The following is a 20,294-nucleotide window of genomic DNA, read 5'->3' as shown; positions in this document are numbered from 1 at the left end:
AGTGCTCCCGGATGGTGGTCAAATGAGAGCACGCGATGTAGCCTTTGCAGGTCTCTTCGCGGCCCTGACTGCAGTGGGGGCTCAGATCAGCATTCCAGTGGGGCCGGTTCCAGTAACACTTCAGGTGTTCCTCGTTCTCCTTAGCGGACTCGTTCTTGGGGCAAGACTCGGCTTTTTGAGCCAGCTGGTTTACGTTCTCATGGGTGCCGTGGGCATCCCGGTATTTGCCAACTTTCAGGGAGGGTTTGCAGTCCTCTACGGGCCAACCGGTGGATACATAGCGGCCTTCCCCATAGCGGCATTTCTTACAGGTTATATAACCGAAAAATCGGGGAGAAAAACAGGAATGGTCCTCGGCTCCCTTGCGGGGGTTGGGGCCATATACCTCCTCGGCTGGCTGAGACTCGGCCTGTTCCTCGCGGGAGACTTCCACAAAGCGTTTCTCCTCGGGGTGCTGCCCTTCATCCCCGTGGACGTTATAAAAGCCGCCCTGGCGGTTTTGATAGCCGACAGGGTAAGAAAAGCAATGGATTTGGGGTGATGGCGTCACCGGTCCGCCATCGCTTCTTCAAGTATTTTTACGGCCTGCTTCTGATGAAGCGCTGCCTTTCTCAGGTCTATGAAGATGTAGATTCTCGGGAAGTTCGCCACAACCGGGCCGTACTGGCTTGCGTTGGCGTAATAATCAGCGGCGGTGTCGTTCTGGATGGTCGCCAGTCCCAGGGTCTCGTTGTCCATGCCTCCCGCAAAGGCCTCTTCGTACAGGGCGTTGTATCTCTCAAGGTTCCTGTGGTACTGGGTGTAGTAGTAGAAGTTGAAGAGCATCACGTTTATTCCCCTCTGGATCGGCATCTCCGGAGCCGGTGCCGTCTGAGAATATCCGAGGTTATTCATGACCATCTCGGTGTAGAACGCTTTCCATTCGGGGCCTCTTCTGGCAACGCTGTACTCAATGGTCAGGCCGGTGACGAAGACCCTGCCGTTCCCGAGGGTGTATATTGCGGTACTTGGCTTGCCGTAGTCTGGGCTTCCGGTGGGTGCCTGGACGGTTATTATCTCTGCATCGGCCGGGAGGCCGACGAAGTAGCCGTGGCTGGCGTAGCTGCTGTAAAGCGTCGTGTTGTTGGCTATCACATAATCGTAGCTCGAATAGCTCCGCACTATCGTGACGTTCCTTGGGAGGGGTGTCGTCCAAAGCCCTCCGTTCCATCCCCAGTTGGCGGCATGGATCTCAAGAACCTTCCCTGCCCTTACGTACTCTTCCAGCTTGCCCATCTGGGGCCCTATCTGGTCGTAAAAGCTCTGGGGCTGGTCGCTTACGACAATAATCATATCGTACGCGTCTATGAGCCCTTGGGCCGTCTTGTTCTGAAGCTCAGTGCTTGTCATGACATCATACGGAACCCCCATGTCGGTGAGGGTATCCTCAACCGCCGGCGAGTTCCATGCGTCCACGTTCTTCAGTATCAGCACGTTGTATCCGCTCAGCGGTTTTGCAGAAACGGCGGGGGGGCCCAACACCGCCATCAAACTAAACAGTACTAGCAGCGAGAGCGCTGCGCTCAGAATTTTTTTCATAATAAATCTCTCCTTTTGGTCCGAACCGGGCAGAAGAACCTGTGGAGCCCTGCCCTTAATATATTGTAGGTCTTACACTATTTAAGTATTCTTGCATTAATTTGGGAAACCTCCAAAGTGAATTTGCATCACAGCTTCCTGAGGGTCTCGGCCGCGAATCTAACGTCAAAGGAGTTCCTCACTCTGAAAAAGCTCAGCGTCACCTTGGGGTTCCTCTTCGCCAGCTCCTCAATGGGCAGTGGCTCGTAGTCCAGGAACTCTGCTATTCTGCTCAGGTTCCTGTAGCCCTCTGCCAGCGCCGCTTCTATGGCGTCCATGAGGGCATCAGGCTCGTAAATTGCGTGCGTGACCTCCGCCGTCCCGTCCTTCCAGACCGGTATCAGCGCCTCCGGTTCATTCTCATAGAAGAGCCCGACCATGTAGTTAACAAAAAACGGCATTATCAGTGGCATGTTCCCTTCGGCCAGAAAGAAAGGCCCATCCGGAAGGGCCTTCAGAAGTGCTTCCATCTTGCTCCTCGCGGAAACAGGAAGGGGATTTGAAACGTGGAGGGAATAAGTTTTGAGCTTGTCCCTCCGAACTACCGTGATGACTTCGTCTGTCCTCTTGCTCATGAGGAGCCTCTGCTCGGTGAGCTTAACAACGGGCTCGCCCGCAACGGGGAGGGTGTAGTTCTCCCACCGCTTCTCTGGAAACGCCAAGATGTACGCCCTCATGGGCGGAACTAGGGCGGGCTGTTTAAAAACCTTTTTCCGGCTTCCTGTCATTTATACAAGTTTTTCTCCAAAAATTTGAATTATGTCAGTTCTTTGTCGGTTTGGTTGGAGAAACAATGCTAAAAACGATGGGTACTCAGCACTTCGACAACGTATTTATTCCCTTCTTCAAGAGCGACCAGATGGATAGAGGGGAGACGTTGAGTTAAGTTTTAATACTCCCCCACTGAAGAACTCACGGTGCGGTGCCATGCTCACGGAGTTCATACTGGGTTTAGTATTTACCCTCACATGGGCAGGATTCTTCATTTTGGTAGGACGACAGAGAAGCACCGTGAAGGCATCGCGGGGTGTTTTTCTCCTGTTTGTGGCAATGGTGACAACAAACTATCCCAAATGGCAAACTGGTGACCCTCGGCTGGTTTCTGGGCCTTATTGTGGGATTTCCACTCGGCTTGTGGATAGTTCGGAAAGTTGATCCAGAGAAACCAACGGAAGAATCTGCGGTGGCCATGTTCCTGCTCGGCCCGTTGGTTTTGGCGGCCCTTCTAGTCTTGGGCCTGATGCCCTGAGTGAGAGTTCCGTGTAAACGCTAAAACTCTCCGATAAAACGTGGGAATCCAGAGGCTACAAGCGCCCTGGAGGTTAATAAAACTGGGATTATATGCTCTGAAGTTTTAGATCTCCAAACTCTCCTTTTATCCACTCGAAGTGTTTATCTTTCGTGACGAGCGTCAACTCCCGGTTTATCGCAACCGCAGCAACTATCGCATCAACCGCTGGAACTGAAGTTCCTTTTCTGACCATCGCCTGAGATACCTTGATTGCCAGCAGGTAGTCTTCGAGGCTCGGCGTTATCACGGTCAGGCCGAGCTCAAGCGCCCTCGGAAACTCCACAACGTTGAGAACCGTTGTGTATCCTTTGAGCTTTTTGCGAGATTTTACAGCCTCAATCAAGACGTTGGTGTCGTAGAGAGCCTTTTCCATTCGGCATCCCTCGTCTCTTTGAGTGCTTTCTCGTACTCGCCAACTGGTGTGCTCTCAAGCTCCTTCCTAAACTCGTCTCCAAGGAGCGAGAGCAGTTCGTCCGAGCTAAGCTCCTCGGCCTCAATTTTCGCGAGGTATTCCACTATGGCTTTCCTTGCCACCTCGCTCCACTTTATCTCCGGGTGCTTCCTCATCCTTCGGTAGATGTCTGGCGGGATGGAGAGTGTTATGTTTGGCATGCCATCACCGCACAGAAATATGTGGATTCACGTATTTAAGGGTTACTCCACTAAGGAAAAGAGAGAAAAGTCATTCCTTCAGCCACCTCTCCATCCACCCTGCTATCAGCTCCAAGCGCTTAACCCTGTGCTTCGGTTTGCCGGAGCGGCTGAGGTCGTGGTTCTCTCCGGGGAAGATGGCAAGCTCAACGGTCTTGCCCAGGTGTTTGAGCGCCGTGTAGAACTGGAGAGCCTCGGGAAGCCAGCAGCGGTAGTCCTCCATCGAGTGGATTATGAGCAGGGGCGTTTCAACGTTGGGTGCGTACTTCAGCGGGCTCTTCTCCCAGTAGCCGTCGGTGTTGCTCCATGGGTCGCCGCCTATCTGATCGGGCGCGAAGAAGTAGCCGATGTCAGTTGTACCAAAGAAGCTCACCCAGTTGGAGATTGAACGCTGGGTTACAGCGGCCTTAAATCTGTTTGTGTGCCCCACTATCCAGTTGGTCATGAAGCCGCCGTAGGAGCCGCCGGTGACGCCAATCCTCTCCGCATCGATGAAGTCGAAGCGCTTAACGGCTTCGTCAACGACCTCCATCAGATCCTGGTAGTCCCTTTCGCCGTAGTGCTCCCTGATGTCGGCGAAGTCCTCGCCGTAGCCGTCACTCCCGCGTGGGTTGGAGAAGATTACAACGAAGCCTTTCGCTGTTAAAACGTGGAACTCGTGCATGAAGGAGTAGCCGTAGGCTGTCTTAGGCCCGCCGTGGATTTCCAGAACGGCCGGATACTTTTTGCCCGGCTCAAAGTCAACGGGCTTCATAATCCACGCGTCAATCTCAACGCCGTCGCTGGTCCTGACGGTGAAGTGCTCCGGCTTCGAGAGCTTGTACTCCTTTATCCAGCCGTTGAAGTCCGTGACCTTCTTTTCCTTCCCGTCACGGAGAACGTAGAGCTCCGTTGGAGTGACCGCGTCCTGGGCGGTGAAGGCTATGTAGTCCCCAATGGCAAAGCTCTCGACGCTTCTATCGCCGCCGATGACGCGCTCTATCTTCCCCTCAAGGTTTACCCTGAAGAGGTTCGCCCTCGGGCCATCCGTTGCCACGTAATAAACCCAGCCGTCCCTGAAAACCAGCTCCGCCCTCTGGCTCCCCCTGACGTCGCAGTTGAGGGAGTTGTAGGCCGAGCGGTCGAGTTCCGAGGTGAGCTTCCTCATCTCGCCCGTCTCCGGGTTGTAGTGGTAGATGTTGGTGTTTGTGGGGATACCGCGCTCCCTCGTGTTTGCCTTGAGGATGAACGTGCCGTCGTCGAGGGGAATGAAGTCCTGGACGCTCCACTCTCCGGGGGTGAGCCTTTTCGCCTTCCTGCCCTCAAGGGCGTAGAGGTCGCTCACCATGGGCTTCCTCTCGCGGTCTTCCTGGGCAATGAAGTAGAGTCTGCCCTTGTGGAAGCGAACCTGCGAGACGTCGAGGTTCTTGGGGGTTAAGCGCCTTTTTCTGCCCGTCTCGATGTCCACCAGATAGACGACGCTCCTCTTTCCGTAGACCCAGCCGACACCGTTGAACCAGAAGGGAATCTCCTTGATGACGTGGACGTCGTCCTTCGGCTTCTTCTCGATGTCCACTGGCGTGACGACCGCTATGCCCTTTCCGTCCTCGGTGAAGCGGAGGTTTTTAATCCCATACTTGAACTTCACTAAAAGCCTCGCCTCGCCGCCGTCGGTTGGGATTACATACAGCTCGGCCTCCTTGCTCTCCTTGTCTCGCTTCGAGGTGAATGCTATGAGCTTTCCATCGGGGGAAAAACGTGGGTTTCCGTCCTTCTTTCCCGCCGTAAACGGCCTGACCTTTCTCCCATCGTAGATGTAGAGCCTCGAGAAGTAGTCGTCCTTTTCAAGGCTTATCTCCGTGACCTGAAAGACGAGCCTTTTCCTGAAAGCATCAACGTTCCCAACGAGCCTGAACTTCCCGAGGTCTTTAATATCCAATCCCTTAGCCATAGACGCCACCGAACTAACATCGGCCTTTTTCGTATAAAAGCTTAGCGTTTCGACAAGCATCTAAAAATCATGGACTCTTAGGCCATTCGTTTATTCCGAAGACTTCCATATTAATAGCCTTGTATTTATTGAGTATTTTTTGATATTTATCCTCGCTGGTATCTAACTCTCCAACAAATTCCTCCAGAGTTCCACTCCATAATTTTTCTCCATACGTCCGTATCTTTCTGAATAGGGTTCTCCAGGGTTCTATTAGTTCTTCAAATTTCTGGATATCTTTAGTTGTTGCATTAAACATCTCTTGGGATCCAATCAGTATGAGTTTCTCTTTCATTCTACTCATAGCAACATTGAGCCTATTGGGGTTAAATAGAAACTCTAAAACTGCACTTATATATGAGGGGTCACTTGCCGTGAGGGAGATAATTATAATGTCCTTTTCTCCTCCTTGGAATCTTTCCACGGTGTCAACTTGAACGTGCTCTAACCCAAGCTCTCTAAGAAGGCTTTTAATCTGAGCTCTCTGCGCCTTGAATGGCACAACAATTCCTAACTTATCCTTGGATGTGTATTCTTTTGGAAGCTTTTTGACAATTTCACTAATGATAATTTTTTCAACTTCGTTGACTTTAGTTGATTTGTTCTCATCGTGAAGTACTAAGGTTACAGGATATTCGGGATTGATTACGCTGGCTATGGGGGTTGTGTCAGGATTGTCCCCTAATCTCTCGATATATTTTAATAGTCCTTCTTTGAATTTCTTTGAGTCCTCTTTTAGTTTTTCTATTTCGTGTTTCTTGCTTTTAAGTTCGATATTGTCATGTATATAGAACAAATCTGTGAGCATATCAGCGACAATCTGAGGTAATCGGTATGTCTCATTGAGTCTATGGAACGGTAGAATGTCCTTTTTCAGGTTGTTGTATTCCCATAAAGGAGGGTCCCTATAGAGAACTTTCTTGAACTCTTCTCTTTCCGATTCTGAGAGTTCTCCACGTAAAAATCTTATGAAATTGATAGCAGACAGGAATGGTGTATGCTGTTCGATTGTTTCGCGATCTTCATGTTCCCAGTCATGTTGCTGAATAGGTTGCATTTGTCTATGATCACCAACTAGTAAGACTTGTCCATTTTCTTTGAGAAATGAAGTTGCTAAGAGAAACATAGGCAAATCCATCATACTTGCCTCATCAATTACAATTAAATCTGGATTTAGAGAGATTTTTTGAACGAGAATAAACAGTGAACTTGTAGTTCCAAATATTAACTGTACATTTTGGTTATCCCTATTGAGTATATTTAAATTTTTTGTACGGTTATAATTTATAAACGTTATTAAGCCCTTATCCCTTAGTTTTTGGATATCTTTCTTTATTTTTTTACTTTGTCCTGAACTATTCACTAATCTATATATTCTGACACGATTAAGGAGTTTTTTTCTTGTTTGGGTATCTAAGTGGTCTAAAAGTCTGATAGTACTAATCAAAGCTTCATTAACTGCTCTGTGGGATATTCCAGTTACAAAGATAATAATTCTCTTGTTTTGTTTTAACGCTGAATATACTCTACTCCAAATTGCTGGGGCTATTGCATAAGATGTTTTACCTGTTCCTGGAGGACCCTGAAGAGTTACTAGGGACGTGTAACATTCCTCAATAAATTTTCTTTGATCAGGGTTTATATACTGCTGGAGATATCTATCAATGAATTCCCGAATGTCTTCTTTATTCCATGGAGGCTTGATAAACATTAGATTACTTAAACTTTCAGATATTATTTTAGACTGATATACATCCTTCAGTTGATTATACAAAATGTGTTGAATTTCACCCTCACTTAACGCAACAAGGATGCTGTATGCTCTTGATGAATTTATATCATCAATAGCCTCATCAATGACAATTAAATCTCCATTTTTTATTCTTTTTTGGGTATTTTTTATACCTTTGACCTCAAGAATATTTCCATAATCTTTTTTCTTGTGATTTGTTTGTTTCTGTTGTGATATGAATGAATCTAATGAGCGTTGTTTATTATCAATAAATTTCACATATAAATGATCATTATTAACAAATTCATAATTGCTAAGTGAAAAGGGATTTTGCAATTTTAGGGATATCCTTATTTGTTTGCTTTCATATTCTTCAATAGATTGAATAAATCCCAAAATTGAATATTTTATTGAACTAGGATCTTTGTACTTAGTTACCTGCCTTAGATTACCATTCTCATAAACTACAGGTGTAATAACAACAAGAGAATCTTCAGACAATGATATTGGAGCATCCATTAAATTCCATTCTTGTTCCTCTGAGAGAGGCACGTGACCCGTTATTACTACTACTTCTCTTCCATCTTCTTTCTTCTTTTTAATCGAGTCAATCTTAATTAAGAGCGATTTTCCAGTACTACAGCGTTCTTTAATTGGAAGTCTGTAGTACTCCTCCATATTCTCTTTTTTTGTCTGGTATTCAAGTTTTTGATACTCTATTAAGACTTCTGCTAGGGAAATGTCTTCAAAGCCGATACGTTCCAATTCACTAATGGGGATAGGCTCTTTCCTTACGGTGGTATCCTTAGACCACTCTGGAATACTTCTTTCGATGTGTCGTACTGCCAATGCAAGATACATAGCGAATTTTTCAAGATGCCGTCTTCCGGAGTTTGTGTCAATCTTTTCCCAAAGATATTTGAGAGGGATCTGTTCAAGTTCCCTATTCATAACTGGATAAGCTCTGTTGGAAATCCTTGAGATTCCATCAGGAAATATATCAGAAAGCTCATCAAGTATCAGTTTTTTGTCTGTATTATCACAGTTTTTTCTTGCTGCAATTTTAAAAATCTCTTCAAATTCAGTTTTTATTTCGGGATCCCATTCAAACCATCCCCCATTATCTTTCCAGTAGTAGTGGGCTACAACTGGGATTATTCCAAGTCCAGGAAATCGTAATGCATGCCTTTTTGATATCTCTTCTTTTATAATGGAGACCATTTCTTGATCAATTTCTTTTCTTAGTCCAAGTAACCATCTAATGCTCTTGTAATATGTTAACTTGTTTCCATGTCTTTTTACAGCATTCATTAATGCATCTCGCTGGAATCTGCTATAGAAATAGAGGTGAACAAACACATAATCGTCGGATTTTTCGGAGGAGGGCTGAGTGAGATTTGGTCTTACTTCTTTTATCGCCTTGAATAAATCCTCAAAAAATTCATCAATTAGTTTCATTTCAAACTCGTTCATTTTGTGTTCATCATCAGAAAGTTCCGGGATAATCTTGACAACACTTCTTAGTTTTTGTGAGAGAGTATTTTCAACAGTAGCACTCAGTATTGCAAGTCTATCATGCACGGGATCATACTGAACAAAAATATAAACGCGAATTAGGGATCCTGAAGGGTATTTTGGTATAGGAACCCTCTTTTCTCTGAGTTGCTCTTCATCGTAGATGTCCCTTGGCAGATTATATCCAGATCCATGTATCCAATCGGAAAAATTATCTGGATTACAATTTAACTCCCTTACAAGCCGATATGCACCCTGAGCAAGTTTTTGGAGATTTGCTATGTTCAAGCGGCTTAGTATATTGTTCACTAAATGTTCTTTGCCTTTTTGAGGTTTAAACGGCTCAAATTTTGTAGGGAGCATTCCAAGCCTCGATGGTTTTTTTGGATGCGGAGGATACTCATATAAATCTGCTAAATCCTCTAAAGTACTAATACCTAGTTCCTCTAAAATTTCCTGATCGCCAGGCCGAATACCCAACAATTCGAGACCTTTCTTTTCTACAGCTTCTTTGATACAGAATGCCTCATATGGACATTCTTGACATCTCTTGCTAATCCAAAATCTAGGAATCTCCCTTCCAGTTATTATCCTGTCAAAAGTTCCATCCTTTTTTAGGGCATTCTCTAAAATTTCAACATACGTTCCTGCGTCGTCGGGGAATTTGAGTTTTTTTATGTGGTTAAGCCCCAAACCAAGATTGTTCTTTTTCGTTATAACAGAAACATAAATCTCCAGTGAACGTCCCTGATTTTCTATTTTCTTGTGAACAGCATCATAAATCAGCTTTGCATACATTATAGCTTGAAGTCTATGATGAAACTTTTCCTCATTGGTAAATTTTGCTTCAAAAACCCATATCTCTGTTTTTTGCTCGTAGTGTCTTACCAAAACAATATCAGCTCTACCTTCAATAGTATAAATTCCAATTCGGCCATTTAAAGAAGGCTGGGAAAATATGCAGGCTTCCCCCTCGTACTCTTGTTTATTGATTATGTAGTTTACTAACTCTTCAAAACTGCTATTATTCTGTATCCCTGAAGGTTGGGTTATCTGTGCCAATATTCTTTGTTGAGATTCCTCAAAATTTCTACCTTGTCTTCTCAATACTTCATCAATTTCTCCTTTCAAGCGTTTTCTTATTTTCTTATCTAGAATCCTTGATATTCTTTCAAGTTCATTCTTTCTACTTAGCCAGAAGACATATTTTGGACATTTATCAAGCTCAAAATATTTGGCAATCTCACTTGGATGTAGCGTTAAGCTTACTCTATTCATAATAACTGCCACCTTCATTTTATGAGAAAGTACGTAAATATTTTTAAATCTAACGTGAGGCTTTGAGATTAGGGGTTAATCATGTCTGCTCGTCCAAGGTCACTGCAGGAATTCACATTTTTCCCCGTGGTCAATTTTATGACAGGTCCCCCGGGAGTTCTTCGAAATGGGGGCATATGGAAATCTATTAAACGGGGGATAATACACGAGTTAAAATTGCCCGCAATTATGACTCAAGTTCTTCACTTTGTGGATTTTAATCTCAATGAAAAGAGCTTTAATGAATGGTTTAAGGATGGAAAGACATTAAAAGACTGGATTATACAAGAGAATCCAACTTATTCCCCTATCCTTTTCGCAGATAGTGGTGGTTTTAAACTTCTGTATAACCGGGAGTATGATTTGTCAAAGTACCAACTTAAAGCAACACCCGAAAGCGTTTTGGATTTGCAACTTAAACTTGGTGCAGACTACGTTGCATCTTTGGATTATCCAATACCCCCTGGACTAAATAAGGAAGAAACTAATGAAAGAATGGAAAAGAGCATTATGAATGCTGTACGCCTGATGGAATTAGTATATGATTCACATGATGTGGATGTTTTTCCGTATCTTGCTGTCCATGGCAGATCCTACGAAGAAATTCAGTATTATGTCAAAAGATTGTTCAATCTCCTTGAGGAAACCGGATTTAATGAGTATTCCCACTATCCTTTTGGGTTGGCCATTGGTTCAATGGTTCCAATAAAGAACCATTATGAGCTAATCGTTGAGATAATAAAAGCTCTCAAGGACACATTAATTGAGATAAATTCTGACCCAGAAAAAATCCCCATACATGTTTTTGGGATTTCTGGAAGGATAACTCCTTTCATGTATTATTTGGGAGTAAACAGTTTTGATAGTAATACATATGTCAAAGCTGCCCAAAATCTTCAGTTTTTTGTTTCATACACTCAAAAAAAGAAATTTTACATGATAACCAACAGAGATTTGGATTTATGCCCATTTTGTAATTGTATCAGAGGACGAAATCTTCAGAAAGCAAAAAAGATACTAAAGAGCAAAAGTTACTCTCGATATAGCCTCCATGGGAAAGAAGTAATCAAGTCGGATATCTATGGTATAATTGCACTTCATAATCTATCTGTTCAATTGAATCTTATAGGAGAACTGAAAAAGTACAATCCTAAATCTCGCGAGTTTAAAGAGTGGCTTGTTGGATATGCAAATAGTGACAACAAGCTTTTGAAAGTAGTTGCTAAGTTATCAACGATTGACGAAGACTTCATCGATATTGCTACTAAATTTAAGTTGAAACTTCCGAAACTCCCCAAGGGTCAGTTTTATGCCCGGAGAATTTCATTAAAGCGTGATCCTACCAAGTTTGACATAACGAAAACACCATATAGTGTCCCTCCAGAGAAGAGAGTTATTTTAATCTTATCCTGCACTCCAGAAAAACCATACTCAAAATCTACAACACACAAGCTTATTTTTAGATATCTCCAGGAGCATGGTGTTAATATTAAAAAAATTGAAAAGGTTACTCTCTCTGGAATGTATGGTCCGGTTCCCCAGAATTTTGAAAAAGAAACTTCGATATTGGAATACGACTTTGTACTATCTTCTCGCACTCCAGAGGAGCAAGTAAGTCTCGTATCTACTCGGCTGAAGGAGTTTCTGGAAAACCATGCGCGGGATAAATGGGTTGTTGCGTACATTGGGAGTGGAGCATATAGGAAGATTATCCAGAGAGTTCAAAAAGAGTTAAAAGGAAATATTTCCATAATTCTCCTTCCAGATGAATCTCAACTGAGAAGGAGAGTTAATTCAGAAGTTAGAAAAAAGACTCATCTAAGGACTCTTGTAGCGACATTAGAGAAACTATTAAACACAGGTACTGAACCTTTTTAAACCCCCCTTCTCCCTTTTATCCGGGAGGTGGCGGCCGTGACCGTCAAGGTCCGCTTTGATAAGGAAGTGAGAGACTACGCCAAAGGCGAGAAGGTTAAGGATCAGGTTCTCAGGCTCACCGAGACGGCTTTAGCCCAGGCGCTTGAGAAGTTCCACAGGAGAATGATAATCATAGAGGGAGACACACTGAGGAAGGCGGAATTAGCGGGAATCCTGGCCGGCGCATCGGCCCGGATTCTCGGGGATGTCCTTGATGAGCTCAAGGAAAAGCGTCTCCGCGACGAGAGCGAGGATAAAATTGAGGTCCTCTACGCGACGGACGCGCTCGGCGAGGATACCTTTGGAAGGAAGCGCTACGAGGCTTTCAGGAAGCACTTCGACCTTTTGGCAGGGGGTGCCGAGGTAAAGGCGGTTACCTTCAAGCACACCCGCGACATTCTTGGCAGAACCTATGACTTGCTCGTCCTGGACATGAGCTACGACTATTCCCCCAACGACCTCGGGAGGATTATAGAGACCGTCCGCGGCGGCGGGTTCATCTTCATACTCGCCCACCCATTCGAGAAGTGGAAGAACATGTGGACGGGCTTCCACAAGAGCCTCGTCACGCCGCCCTACACGATAGACGACGTCAAGAAGCGCTTCAACAGGCGCCTCATTAGGAAGTTCACCGAGCATGAGGGCATCTACATCATCACCGAGAACGGAAAGCTCAGGAAGAAGCCGAAGAGGAACAAAACTCAGGCAAAGATCAGAGCGAGGAAGGGCGTTGAGATTCCCGAGGAGACTATCTTCCCGCGCGAGCTCTACGAGATGGCACTCACAGAGGGACAGGTTGAAGTCCTTAAGGCCTTTGAGGGTCTGGTTGAGGAGGAGGGCATGCTCGTCCTCACCGCTGACAGGGGCCGTGGAAAGAGCGTCTCCGTTGGAATAGCCGCGATAGGCCTCGCACTGGCGCTCAAGAAGAGAACCAGAATAGTCGTGACTGCCCCCGAGCCGGAGAACGTCCAGGCCCTCTTCCGCTTCGCCAAGAGGGCCTTAGAGAGGCTCGGGTTCAAGCCGCACGTCGTCGAGGAGAGGGGCCTCATCAAGGAGCTCTACGCGAGGAAGATCGGCCTCCGCTATTATCCCCCCGCTGAGGGCTACAAAAAGACCGCCGACCTGTACATCCTCGATGAGGCTGCTGGAATCCACGTCCCGATACTCCACAGGTACCTCAGCAAGCCGCGTGTGGTGTACTCCTCCACCATACACGGCTACGAGGGAGCGGGAAGGGGCTTCTCGGTCAAGTTCCTGAAGAGGGCCAGGGAGAGAAGGCAGTTTAGGGAGCTCCACATGGAGGAGCCGATACGCTATGCCGAGGGCGATCCCATAGAGAAGTGGCTCTTTGACGTTTTGCTCCTCGATGCCGAGCCAGTTGAGCTTACCAATGAGGACTACGAGCTCATAACGAACAAGGAGGTCTACTTCGAGGAGCCCGACCTCGACGACTGGTTCGAGAACGACAGGGATGATCTCAGAAACTTCGTCGGCATCTACATCCTCGCCCACTACCGCAACAGGCCGAGCGACGTTGCCCTGCTCGCGGACGCGCCGCACCACAGGGCGAGGGTTCTCCGCCTCAAGAACGGCAAGATAGTTACGGCGATTCAGATAGCCGAGGAGGGCAACATACCCAAGAAGGTCATCGAGAAGATGGCGAAGGGCTACAAGCCGCGCGGCAACATAATCCCGGACATGATGGTCAAGCACCACATGGCGAAGGAGTTCGCGAAGCTGAGGGGGTACAGGATAGTTAGAATTGCCACCCACCCGGACGCGATGGATATGGGACTTGGAAGCAAGGCGCTGGAGCTCCTTGAGAAGGAAGCGAGGGAGAAAGGCCTCGACTGGATCGGCTCGGGCTTTGGGGCGAGTGAAGAGCTCGTCCGCTTCTGGGTCCGGAACGGCTTTGCGGTAGTTCATCTCAGTCCAGCCAGAAACCCTGTTAGCGGCGAATTCACCGCTATAGTCCTCAAGCCGATAAGCGAGAGGGCGAAAAAGATCATCAAGAAGGCCAACGACGAGTTCCGCATAAGGCTGACGGAGTGGCTGGGCGATACCCACCGCGAGATCGAGCCCGAGATAGTCAGGTGGCTCTTCGAGACGCCCTTCGGGGAGGCGGTGGATTACCCGATACACCTCACGGACGTCCAGAGAAAGCGCCTCGACGCCTTCACGGGCAAGGTTCTCACCTACGACACCGTGGTTGACGCCGTTAAGCCCATCGTCAAGCTCTACTTTCTCGACGGCTGGATGAAGCCCTACCTCGACGAGAGGCAGATAAGGCTCCTCATCTACCGCGTTCTTCAGGGGCACAGCTGGGAGGAGGCGGCAAAGCTGATAGACAGAACCGAGACCTTCACCATGATAGAGGTGCGCGATATCATAAGGGGCCTCTGGTACTACTATAAGAGGGTCATCTCATGACCCTAAACTAACTTTTTATAGGATTGGTGCATAGTTTCCTCGGTATCTCTGGTGTATCCATTCCAACGGTGACTCCTATGCCGGGCGGCAACTGGGAGAAGATAATCTCGATAACGAAGGATGGCATGAGGAGCATAGGAACCATGAGACGAAAGATAGGCCGCGGTAAGAGGATAGCCCTGCTCATCGACGGCCCGAACATCCTCAGGAAGGAGTTCGGTGTCAAGCTGGAGGACATAGTTGAGGCCCTGGAGGGGCTGGGCGACCTCAGGGTCTCCAAGGTGATACTGAACCAGTACGCTCCCCAGGGGCTCATAGAGGCGGTATCGAACCAAGGATTTGAGGCCATCGTCGTCTCGGGTGAGACAGGCGTCAAGCTCGCCGTCGAGGCGATGAGGGAGATATACAACCCCAACATCGACGTGATTGCGCTCGCAACGAGAAACGCCGAGTTCCTGCCGGTGATCCTCAAGGCCAAGGAAAAGGGTAAGGAGACCATAGTGATCGGCATCGAACCGGGCTTTTCAGCGGCTCTGAAGCACGCGGCGGACTACACCATAATCCTTGAGGGCGGTGAGGGGAGATGAAGGAGCGCTTCTTTAGGGTTCTCAGGCGCGGGGAGAAGGAGGTCAGGGAGGTCAGCACCCCGGAAAAGCCAAAGAAGAAGAGGAGCATAGGCCTAATCATCGACGGCCCTAACATCCTCAGGAAGGAGTTTGGGATAAAGCTGGAGGACATAATAGACGCCCTTGAGAGGATTGGAAAGCTCCGCGTCGCCAAGGTAGTCCTCAACCAGTACGCTCCCCAGGGGCTCATAGAGGCCGTCGTCAACCAGGGGCTTGAGCCGATCATAGTCGCCGGCGACACCGACGTCAGGATAGCCATAGAGGCCATGGAGCTCATCTACAACTCCGACGTGGAGGTAATAGCCCTTGCCACCCGCGATGCCGATTTTCTTCCGATAGTCAACGAGGCGAAGCGCAGGGGAAAGGAGACGATAGTCATAGGAGTTGAGCCGGGCTTCTCTGTGGCGCTCCAGAATGCGGCCGACTACGTCATCAAGATGGAGGGCAAAGGCGAAACCCATGAGTTCAAATAAACTTTTAAGCTTTCTTTCCAGCCCTACTCTGGTGGGAGAAAGTGATAGTTGAAATCATACTCTTCGCGCTAGGCCTCGTCCTGCTCATCAAGGGGAGCGACTATTTTGTTGAAGCCGCCTCGCGCGTTGCAAAGGGCTTCGGGGTGAGCGAGTTCCTCATAGCGCTCGTTCTGGCCAGCATAGCCACCACCCTGCCGGAAGTTACGGTCTCGGCAATCTCATCCTACCAGGGAAAGCCCGACATAGCGCTGGGAAATGCGATTGGAAGCGCACTCGCGAACATAGCCCTGATCCTCGGTGTGTCTTCCCTTCTCCGCCCCCTGAATGTGGAGAAGACCGCCTGGAAGAACTCCCTCTTCATGATAGCCGTCACAGCATATGCGGGTCTCTTGATGTACGACGGCAAGATAAGCCGGCTCGACGGGGCGAGCCTGATACTGATATACTTCGGCTTCCTCTACTACCTCTACCGGAAGCACATGACGCTTGAGGAGCTCCCCGAGGGCGGGCGCGGAAACCCGAAGAGGGATGCCCTCATAATGTTTGGAAGCGGCATTCTCGTCGTGACCGGTGCAAAGCTCGTTGTGGACAGCGCCGTCACGATGGCCAGGGCCTTTGGAGTCCCCGAGGTCGTCATAGGCCTCACGATGGTCTCCATTGGAACGTCCCTGCCGGAGTTCACAAACTCCCTCATGGCGACCCTCAAACGGCTTCCAAACATAAGCGTCGGCAACATAATAGGTGCTAACATCCTGGACATCCTCATGGTCATCGGCATAGCGGCTCTCATAAACCCGATATACGTCGACTCCACCATCTACACCTTCACCCTGCCGCTGACCCTCCTGGTCATGGCCATACTGACGGCAGTCCTTCGCTTCACCGGCAGGATAGACAGGCTTACTGGGGGAGTACTGCTGGCTATCTATTCCTACTTCCTCTACGTATACCTCACCGGGGGCGTCCACCTGCCGCAGGGCTGACCATTCTCTATTTCCCTAATATTTTTTAGGACACAGTTCTGGGGCGCAAAGCTTTTTAATCCCGTCTATTACCACCTTATGAAAACCCAAAACCTGTTCATGGAGGTGGAAAAATGAGAAAGCTTGCCACCCTGCTGCTTACCTTCCTGCTCCTCGGTGCCCTCGGGGCGGCAAAGCCCGTTAAGGCCCAGGAGCAGCTGACTGTTTACTCCTACGACAGCATAGAGTGGTGGATGAAGGAGATCGTTCCAATCTTCGAGGAGAAGTACGGCGTCAAGGTCAACCTCGTCCTCATCGGCGACGCAGGAGAGGTTCTCAACAGGCTCGTCCTTGAGAAGGACAACCCGCAGGCCGACGTTGTGGTCGGCATAGACAACAGCTACATGGCCAAGGCCATCGATGCCGGAATACTGGAGCCGTACAAACCGGCCAACGCTGATGTCATCCCCCAGTGGATAATCGACAGCTTTGACCCGACGTTCCACCTCACCCCCTACGACTACGGCTACATAGCCATCAACTACCGCAGGGACATGGTCCAGAACCCACCGGCAAGTCTAGAAGACCTCACCAAGCCCGAGTGGAAGGGCAAGCTGATAATCGAAGACCCGCGCACCAGTTCGCCGGGAATGGCCTTCCTCCTCTGGACGATAGCGGTCTACGGCGACGACTGGCTGAACTACTGGGAGAGGCTCAAGGAGAACGACGTCCAGATAGTCGAGGGCTGGAGCGCGGCCTGGAACGCCTTCACCAAGGGTGAGTACCCGCTCGTCCTCAGCTACGCCACTTCCCCGGCGGCGACCGTTTACTACGACAACAACACCAACGTCGGTGCCGTTGCCTTTAAGGAGGGCAACTACCTCCAGATAGAGGGGGCCGGAATAGTAAAGGGCGCCAAGCACCCTGAGCTGGCCAAGAAGTTCATCGAGTTTCTCATCAGCGAGGAGGCACAGGAGAAGCTCCCCCTCAACCAGTGGATGTACCCGGTTAACAAGAACGTCCAGATCCCCGAGGTCTTCAAATATGCGGTAAAGGTTGACAAGCCCGTTACCGTTGATCCCAAGGAGATCGAGAATAACTACGACCTCTGGCTCAAGCAGTGGACCCAGCTAATGGTGGAGGGCAAGAGCCCAGAGGAGATAACCGGAAAGACGACCACCGAAACCGGTGGAGAGTCCAGCAACTCAAGCATCTGCGGGCCAGCACTCATAGTTGGCCTTGCCGTCCTTCCGCTCTTTCTCAGGAGGAGGCGGTGAGATTTCTCCCTTTTCTCTCCACCGCAACTTTTATAAGAGCGCTCCAAAAGGATAGGAGCGAGGGCCCGTAGCCTAGCAGGATAGGGCGCCGGCCTTCTAAGCCGGAGGTCGCGGGTTCGAATCCCGCCGGGCCCGCCATAGCAAACTTTTGCTTGGCAAAAGTTTGATCAAGGTTCGTGATTCTTCTTGAGTGGGCTTTCCATGGGAGGCTCTTACTCAACTTACCGTTCTGGTTTTGGAATGCATTCTCCTCTGGCTTTTTTCAAGGAGTTTACTTCACCCCACTCATCCGGAGCGCTAAACAAAAGTAAACCCCTGCTAATCGGCTGAATTAAGACTGCATTCCTCTCATAAATTCCAACTCAAACGCAAAACCTTGTAACAAGAAAAATTGAGGAGGAATCACGAACTTTGGTCAACCTTTGTCCAGCAAAGGTTGCTACGGATACAGCCTGCTCGGCGTCCTCGGGAAGAGGGTGGCCCAGCGGACGTGGTCGAGCTTCAGCACCCACGCAACGAGCCTCTCAAGGCCCAGTCCAAAGCCGCTGTGCGGAACTGAGCCGTACTTCCTGAGGTCGAGGTACCACTCGTAGTCCTTGGGATCCATGCCCTCGTCGAGAATCCTCTGCACGAGCTTGTCGTAGTCGTCCTCACGCTGTGAACCACCGATGACCTCGCCGTATCCCTCCGGCGCGAGCATGTCCGCCGCGAGAACCTTTCTCGGGTCGTCTGGATCCTCCTTCATGTAAAAGGCCTTGATGTGCTTCGGATAGCCGTAGACGAAGAAAGGACTCTCGAACTCCTGGGTCAGAATGCGCTCCTCGTCGGCGCCCATGTCCTCGCCCCATTCTATGTTCACGCCCTTGCCCTGGAGGATGTCTATAGCCTCGTCGTAGCTTATCCTCGGGAAGGGCGGAACCGTGTTCTTAAGGGTGGTGAAGTCCTTCCTGAATGTCTCGATGTCGCTCTTCCTGAGCTCCAGCGTCCTCTGCACCATGTAGCTCACCAGTTCCTCCTCGACCTTCATGATGTCCCAGAGGTCCATCCAGGCTCCCTCAAGCTCGAGGTGCCAGAACTCGGTGAGGTGTCTCCTCGTCCTGCTCTTCTCCGCCCTAAAGCTCGGCGTGAGCGACCAGACCTTCTCAAGGCCGAAGATTGCCGCCTCAAGGTAGAGCTGTGCCGACTGACTGAGGTAGGCCGTCCTGTCGAAGTACTTGAGCTTGAAAAGCGTCGCTCCGCCCTCAACCGCTCCGGTGACGAGTATGGGCGGGAAAACCTCGTACCAGCCGTCCTGGAGGAGCCACTCGCGAGCGGCCTGCATCATCGTCGCCTTGACCTTCATTATGCTGGCGACCTTCGGGGAGTGCAGGTGGAGGTGCCTGACGTCCAGCAGGAACTCGTCGCTCGCGTCCTTCGTTATCGGGAAGAAGTCAACGTTCTGGACGACCTCTATCTTATCTGCCTGGATCTCGACACCGGTGGGAGCGCGGGGGTCGGCCTTAACGGTGCCCTCCACGATGATGCTGGACTCTATTCCGACCTTCTTTGCTTCGGCGTAGGCTTTCTCGCTCAGCTCCTTCTTGAATATAGTCTGAACGATTCCGCTTGAGTCACGGAGGACTATGAACACCTTCTTTCCAACTTCTCTCTTCCTGTAAACCCATCCGGCGAGTTTAACACGCTTGCCTTCCATATCGGGCCGAACATCGGCGCAGTAAACCTTATCAATCATCATTACCACCTCCAGAGGCTTTGAAGGGGGCTTTATAACGGTAGCGATTGGGCTAAGAAAAGCGTCAATTTATCCAGAGCGGAAATGCCCCAATTCTGTGCTCGACCACTATCATCAACGGCATGGGTGTAGGTTTGAAAACCCTAATTTAAATCCTTTGTTTCATTGATTGTCATCTCATCATACGTTTGGAGATTTTGGCTAAAATATGACGACATACTGTTTTGGGCACTATTGAAGGGATTGTAGGTAATCCAACCATTAGATAGATTTTATCCAAACTGGAGAAACCTTCAATAATGGAATATTCATTGGTGTAATAATTACATTTTGATAAGTTGAACGGCGCCATTAGTTCACAAATCGTAACACTTATATAGTATTGTGCCCAACATATCCCGGTGGGAATTGGATAGTCTTTAATTATTGTGGGGTCGTGGTGGGGGGATGTTCAAATGTTTATTGATCCCTTTGTAATACGCTCCATTAATCGCAGCGAGTTAAGGAAGAGGATACTCTTCTACCTCGATGAAATATATCCCACCCCCACCTACCTCTCTGAAATTGCAAGGGTGGTTAAGTCAGACCCCTCGAATGTGAAGGGTGCCCTTATCGGCCTTGGGAACAGGTACAACGGCCACAGCTCCCTTGTGAGCCTCGGTCTCGTTGAGGTCGTCATCGAGAAGGGCTTCAAGTACTACCGGCTCACCGAGTACGGAAAGCAGGTCGTCAAGCTCCTGAAGTCGTACCACTCCTATTATTCAAGGTACACATGAGGTGAAGGT

At 48.8% G+C, this 20,294-nt stretch carries 15 protein-coding genes and 1 tRNA gene; 9 read left to right on the top strand and 7 right to left on the bottom strand.

Translation table 11 applies throughout. The features are described from left to right. Positions 1-22: 22 nt before the first annotated feature. Positions 23-541, top strand: a complete 519-nt coding sequence (locus A3L14_RS08035; protein ID WP_055429528.1) for a biotin transporter BioY — start codon at positions 23-25, stop codon at positions 539-541. Between the two features lie 5 nt (positions 542-546). Here A3L14_RS08035 and A3L14_RS08030 read toward each other — a convergent pair whose 3' ends face one another. The 6 genes from A3L14_RS08030 to A3L14_RS08005 form a co-directional block, all read right to left on the bottom strand. Continuing rightward, entirely contained in the window at positions 547-1,527 is a 981-nt protein-coding gene (locus A3L14_RS08030) for a pyrolysin (RefSeq protein ID WP_232473303.1), read from the bottom strand. Between the two features lie 179 nt (positions 1,528-1,706). Beyond that, positions 1,707-2,294, bottom strand: coding sequence for a molybdenum cofactor guanylyltransferase (gene mobA / locus A3L14_RS08025; RefSeq protein WP_055429587.1), 588 nt, complete (start codon positions 2,292-2,294; stop codon positions 1,707-1,709). Between the two features lie 660 nt (positions 2,295-2,954). Further along, positions 2,955-3,281, bottom strand: a complete 327-nt coding sequence (locus A3L14_RS08020; RefSeq protein WP_055429526.1) for a PIN domain-containing protein — start codon at positions 3,279-3,281, stop codon at positions 2,955-2,957. Further along, positions 3,248-3,520 carry a hypothetical protein gene (locus A3L14_RS08015; RefSeq protein ID WP_055429525.1) on the bottom strand — a complete coding sequence of 91 codons (273 nt, stop codon included), beginning with the start codon at positions 3,518-3,520 and terminating at the stop codon, positions 3,248-3,250. Before A3L14_RS08015 ends, A3L14_RS08020 begins: the two co-directional genes overlap by 34 nt. A 70-nt stretch (positions 3,521-3,590) precedes the next feature. Beyond that, positions 3,591-5,489 (bottom strand): S9 family peptidase, encoded by a 1,899-nt coding sequence (locus A3L14_RS08010; RefSeq protein WP_055429524.1) that lies wholly within the window; start codon positions 5,487-5,489, stop codon positions 3,591-3,593. Positions 5,490-5,556: 67 nt separating this feature from the next. Then, on the bottom strand, positions 5,557-10,071 hold the full coding sequence (locus A3L14_RS08005; protein ID WP_083391967.1) for an AAA domain-containing protein: 4,515 nt from the start codon (positions 10,069-10,071) through the stop codon (positions 5,557-5,559). Between the two features lie 63 nt (positions 10,072-10,134). Between A3L14_RS08005 and A3L14_RS08000 the strand changes: the two genes are divergently transcribed. The 7 genes from A3L14_RS08000 to A3L14_RS07970 all read left to right on the top strand — a co-directional run bounded on the left by A3L14_RS08000 (position 10,135) and on the right by A3L14_RS07970 (position 17,915). Continuing rightward, on the top strand, positions 10,135-11,970 hold the full coding sequence (locus A3L14_RS08000; RefSeq protein ID WP_074631156.1) for a tRNA-guanine transglycosylase: 1,836 nt from the start codon (positions 10,135-10,137) through the stop codon (positions 11,968-11,970). A 36-nt stretch (positions 11,971-12,006) separates the two neighbouring features. Continuing rightward, the gene (locus tag A3L14_RS07995; protein ID WP_055429520.1) at positions 12,007-14,439 is read left to right on the top strand and encodes a tRNA(Met) cytidine acetyltransferase TmcA; all 2,433 of its coding nucleotides are present in this window, start codon (positions 12,007-12,009) and stop codon (positions 14,437-14,439) included. 77 nt (positions 14,440-14,516) lie between these two features. Then, positions 14,517-15,026, top strand: coding sequence for a TIGR00288 family NYN domain-containing protein (locus A3L14_RS07990; RefSeq protein ID WP_055429519.1), 510 nt, complete (start codon positions 14,517-14,519; stop codon positions 15,024-15,026). Then, a complete protein-coding gene (locus A3L14_RS07985) occupies positions 15,023-15,538 on the top strand; it encodes a TIGR00288 family NYN domain-containing protein (RefSeq protein ID WP_055429518.1) in 516 nt (171 codons plus the stop codon). The genes A3L14_RS07990 and A3L14_RS07985 overlap by 4 nt, the downstream gene beginning before the upstream one ends. Before the next feature lie 41 nt (positions 15,539-15,579). Next, a complete protein-coding gene (locus A3L14_RS07980; RefSeq protein WP_055429517.1) occupies positions 15,580-16,521 on the top strand; it encodes a calcium/sodium antiporter in 942 nt (313 codons plus the stop codon). 113 nt (positions 16,522-16,634) lie between these two features. Then, entirely contained in the window at positions 16,635-17,777 is a 1,143-nt protein-coding gene (locus A3L14_RS07975) for a thiamine ABC transporter substrate-binding protein (protein ID WP_055429516.1), read from the top strand. A 61-nt stretch (positions 17,778-17,838) separates the two neighbouring features. Continuing rightward, a tRNA-Arg gene (locus tag A3L14_RS07970) sits at positions 17,839-17,915 on the top strand. 301 nt (positions 17,916-18,216) lie between these two features. Here A3L14_RS07970 and asnS read toward each other — a convergent pair. Then, the gene (gene asnS / locus A3L14_RS07965; protein WP_055429515.1) at positions 18,217-19,509 is read right to left on the bottom strand and encodes an asparagine--tRNA ligase; all 1,293 of its coding nucleotides are present in this window, start codon (positions 19,507-19,509) and stop codon (positions 18,217-18,219) included. 455 nt (positions 19,510-19,964) lie between these two features. On the opposite strand from asnS, the gene A3L14_RS07960 reads away from it, so the two are divergent. Then, on the top strand, positions 19,965-20,285 hold the full coding sequence (locus A3L14_RS07960) for a helix-turn-helix domain-containing protein (protein ID WP_055429514.1): 321 nt from the start codon (positions 19,965-19,967) through the stop codon (positions 20,283-20,285). Positions 20,286-20,294 lie beyond the last annotated feature (9 nt).

The organism is Thermococcus thioreducens, assembly GCF_002214545.1.
Taxonomy (GTDB): domain Archaea; phylum Methanobacteriota_B; class Thermococci; order Thermococcales; family Thermococcaceae; genus Thermococcus; species Thermococcus thioreducens.
The sequence above is the reverse complement of the archived record's forward strand: the minus strand, read 5'-3'. Positions and strand labels throughout refer to the sequence as shown.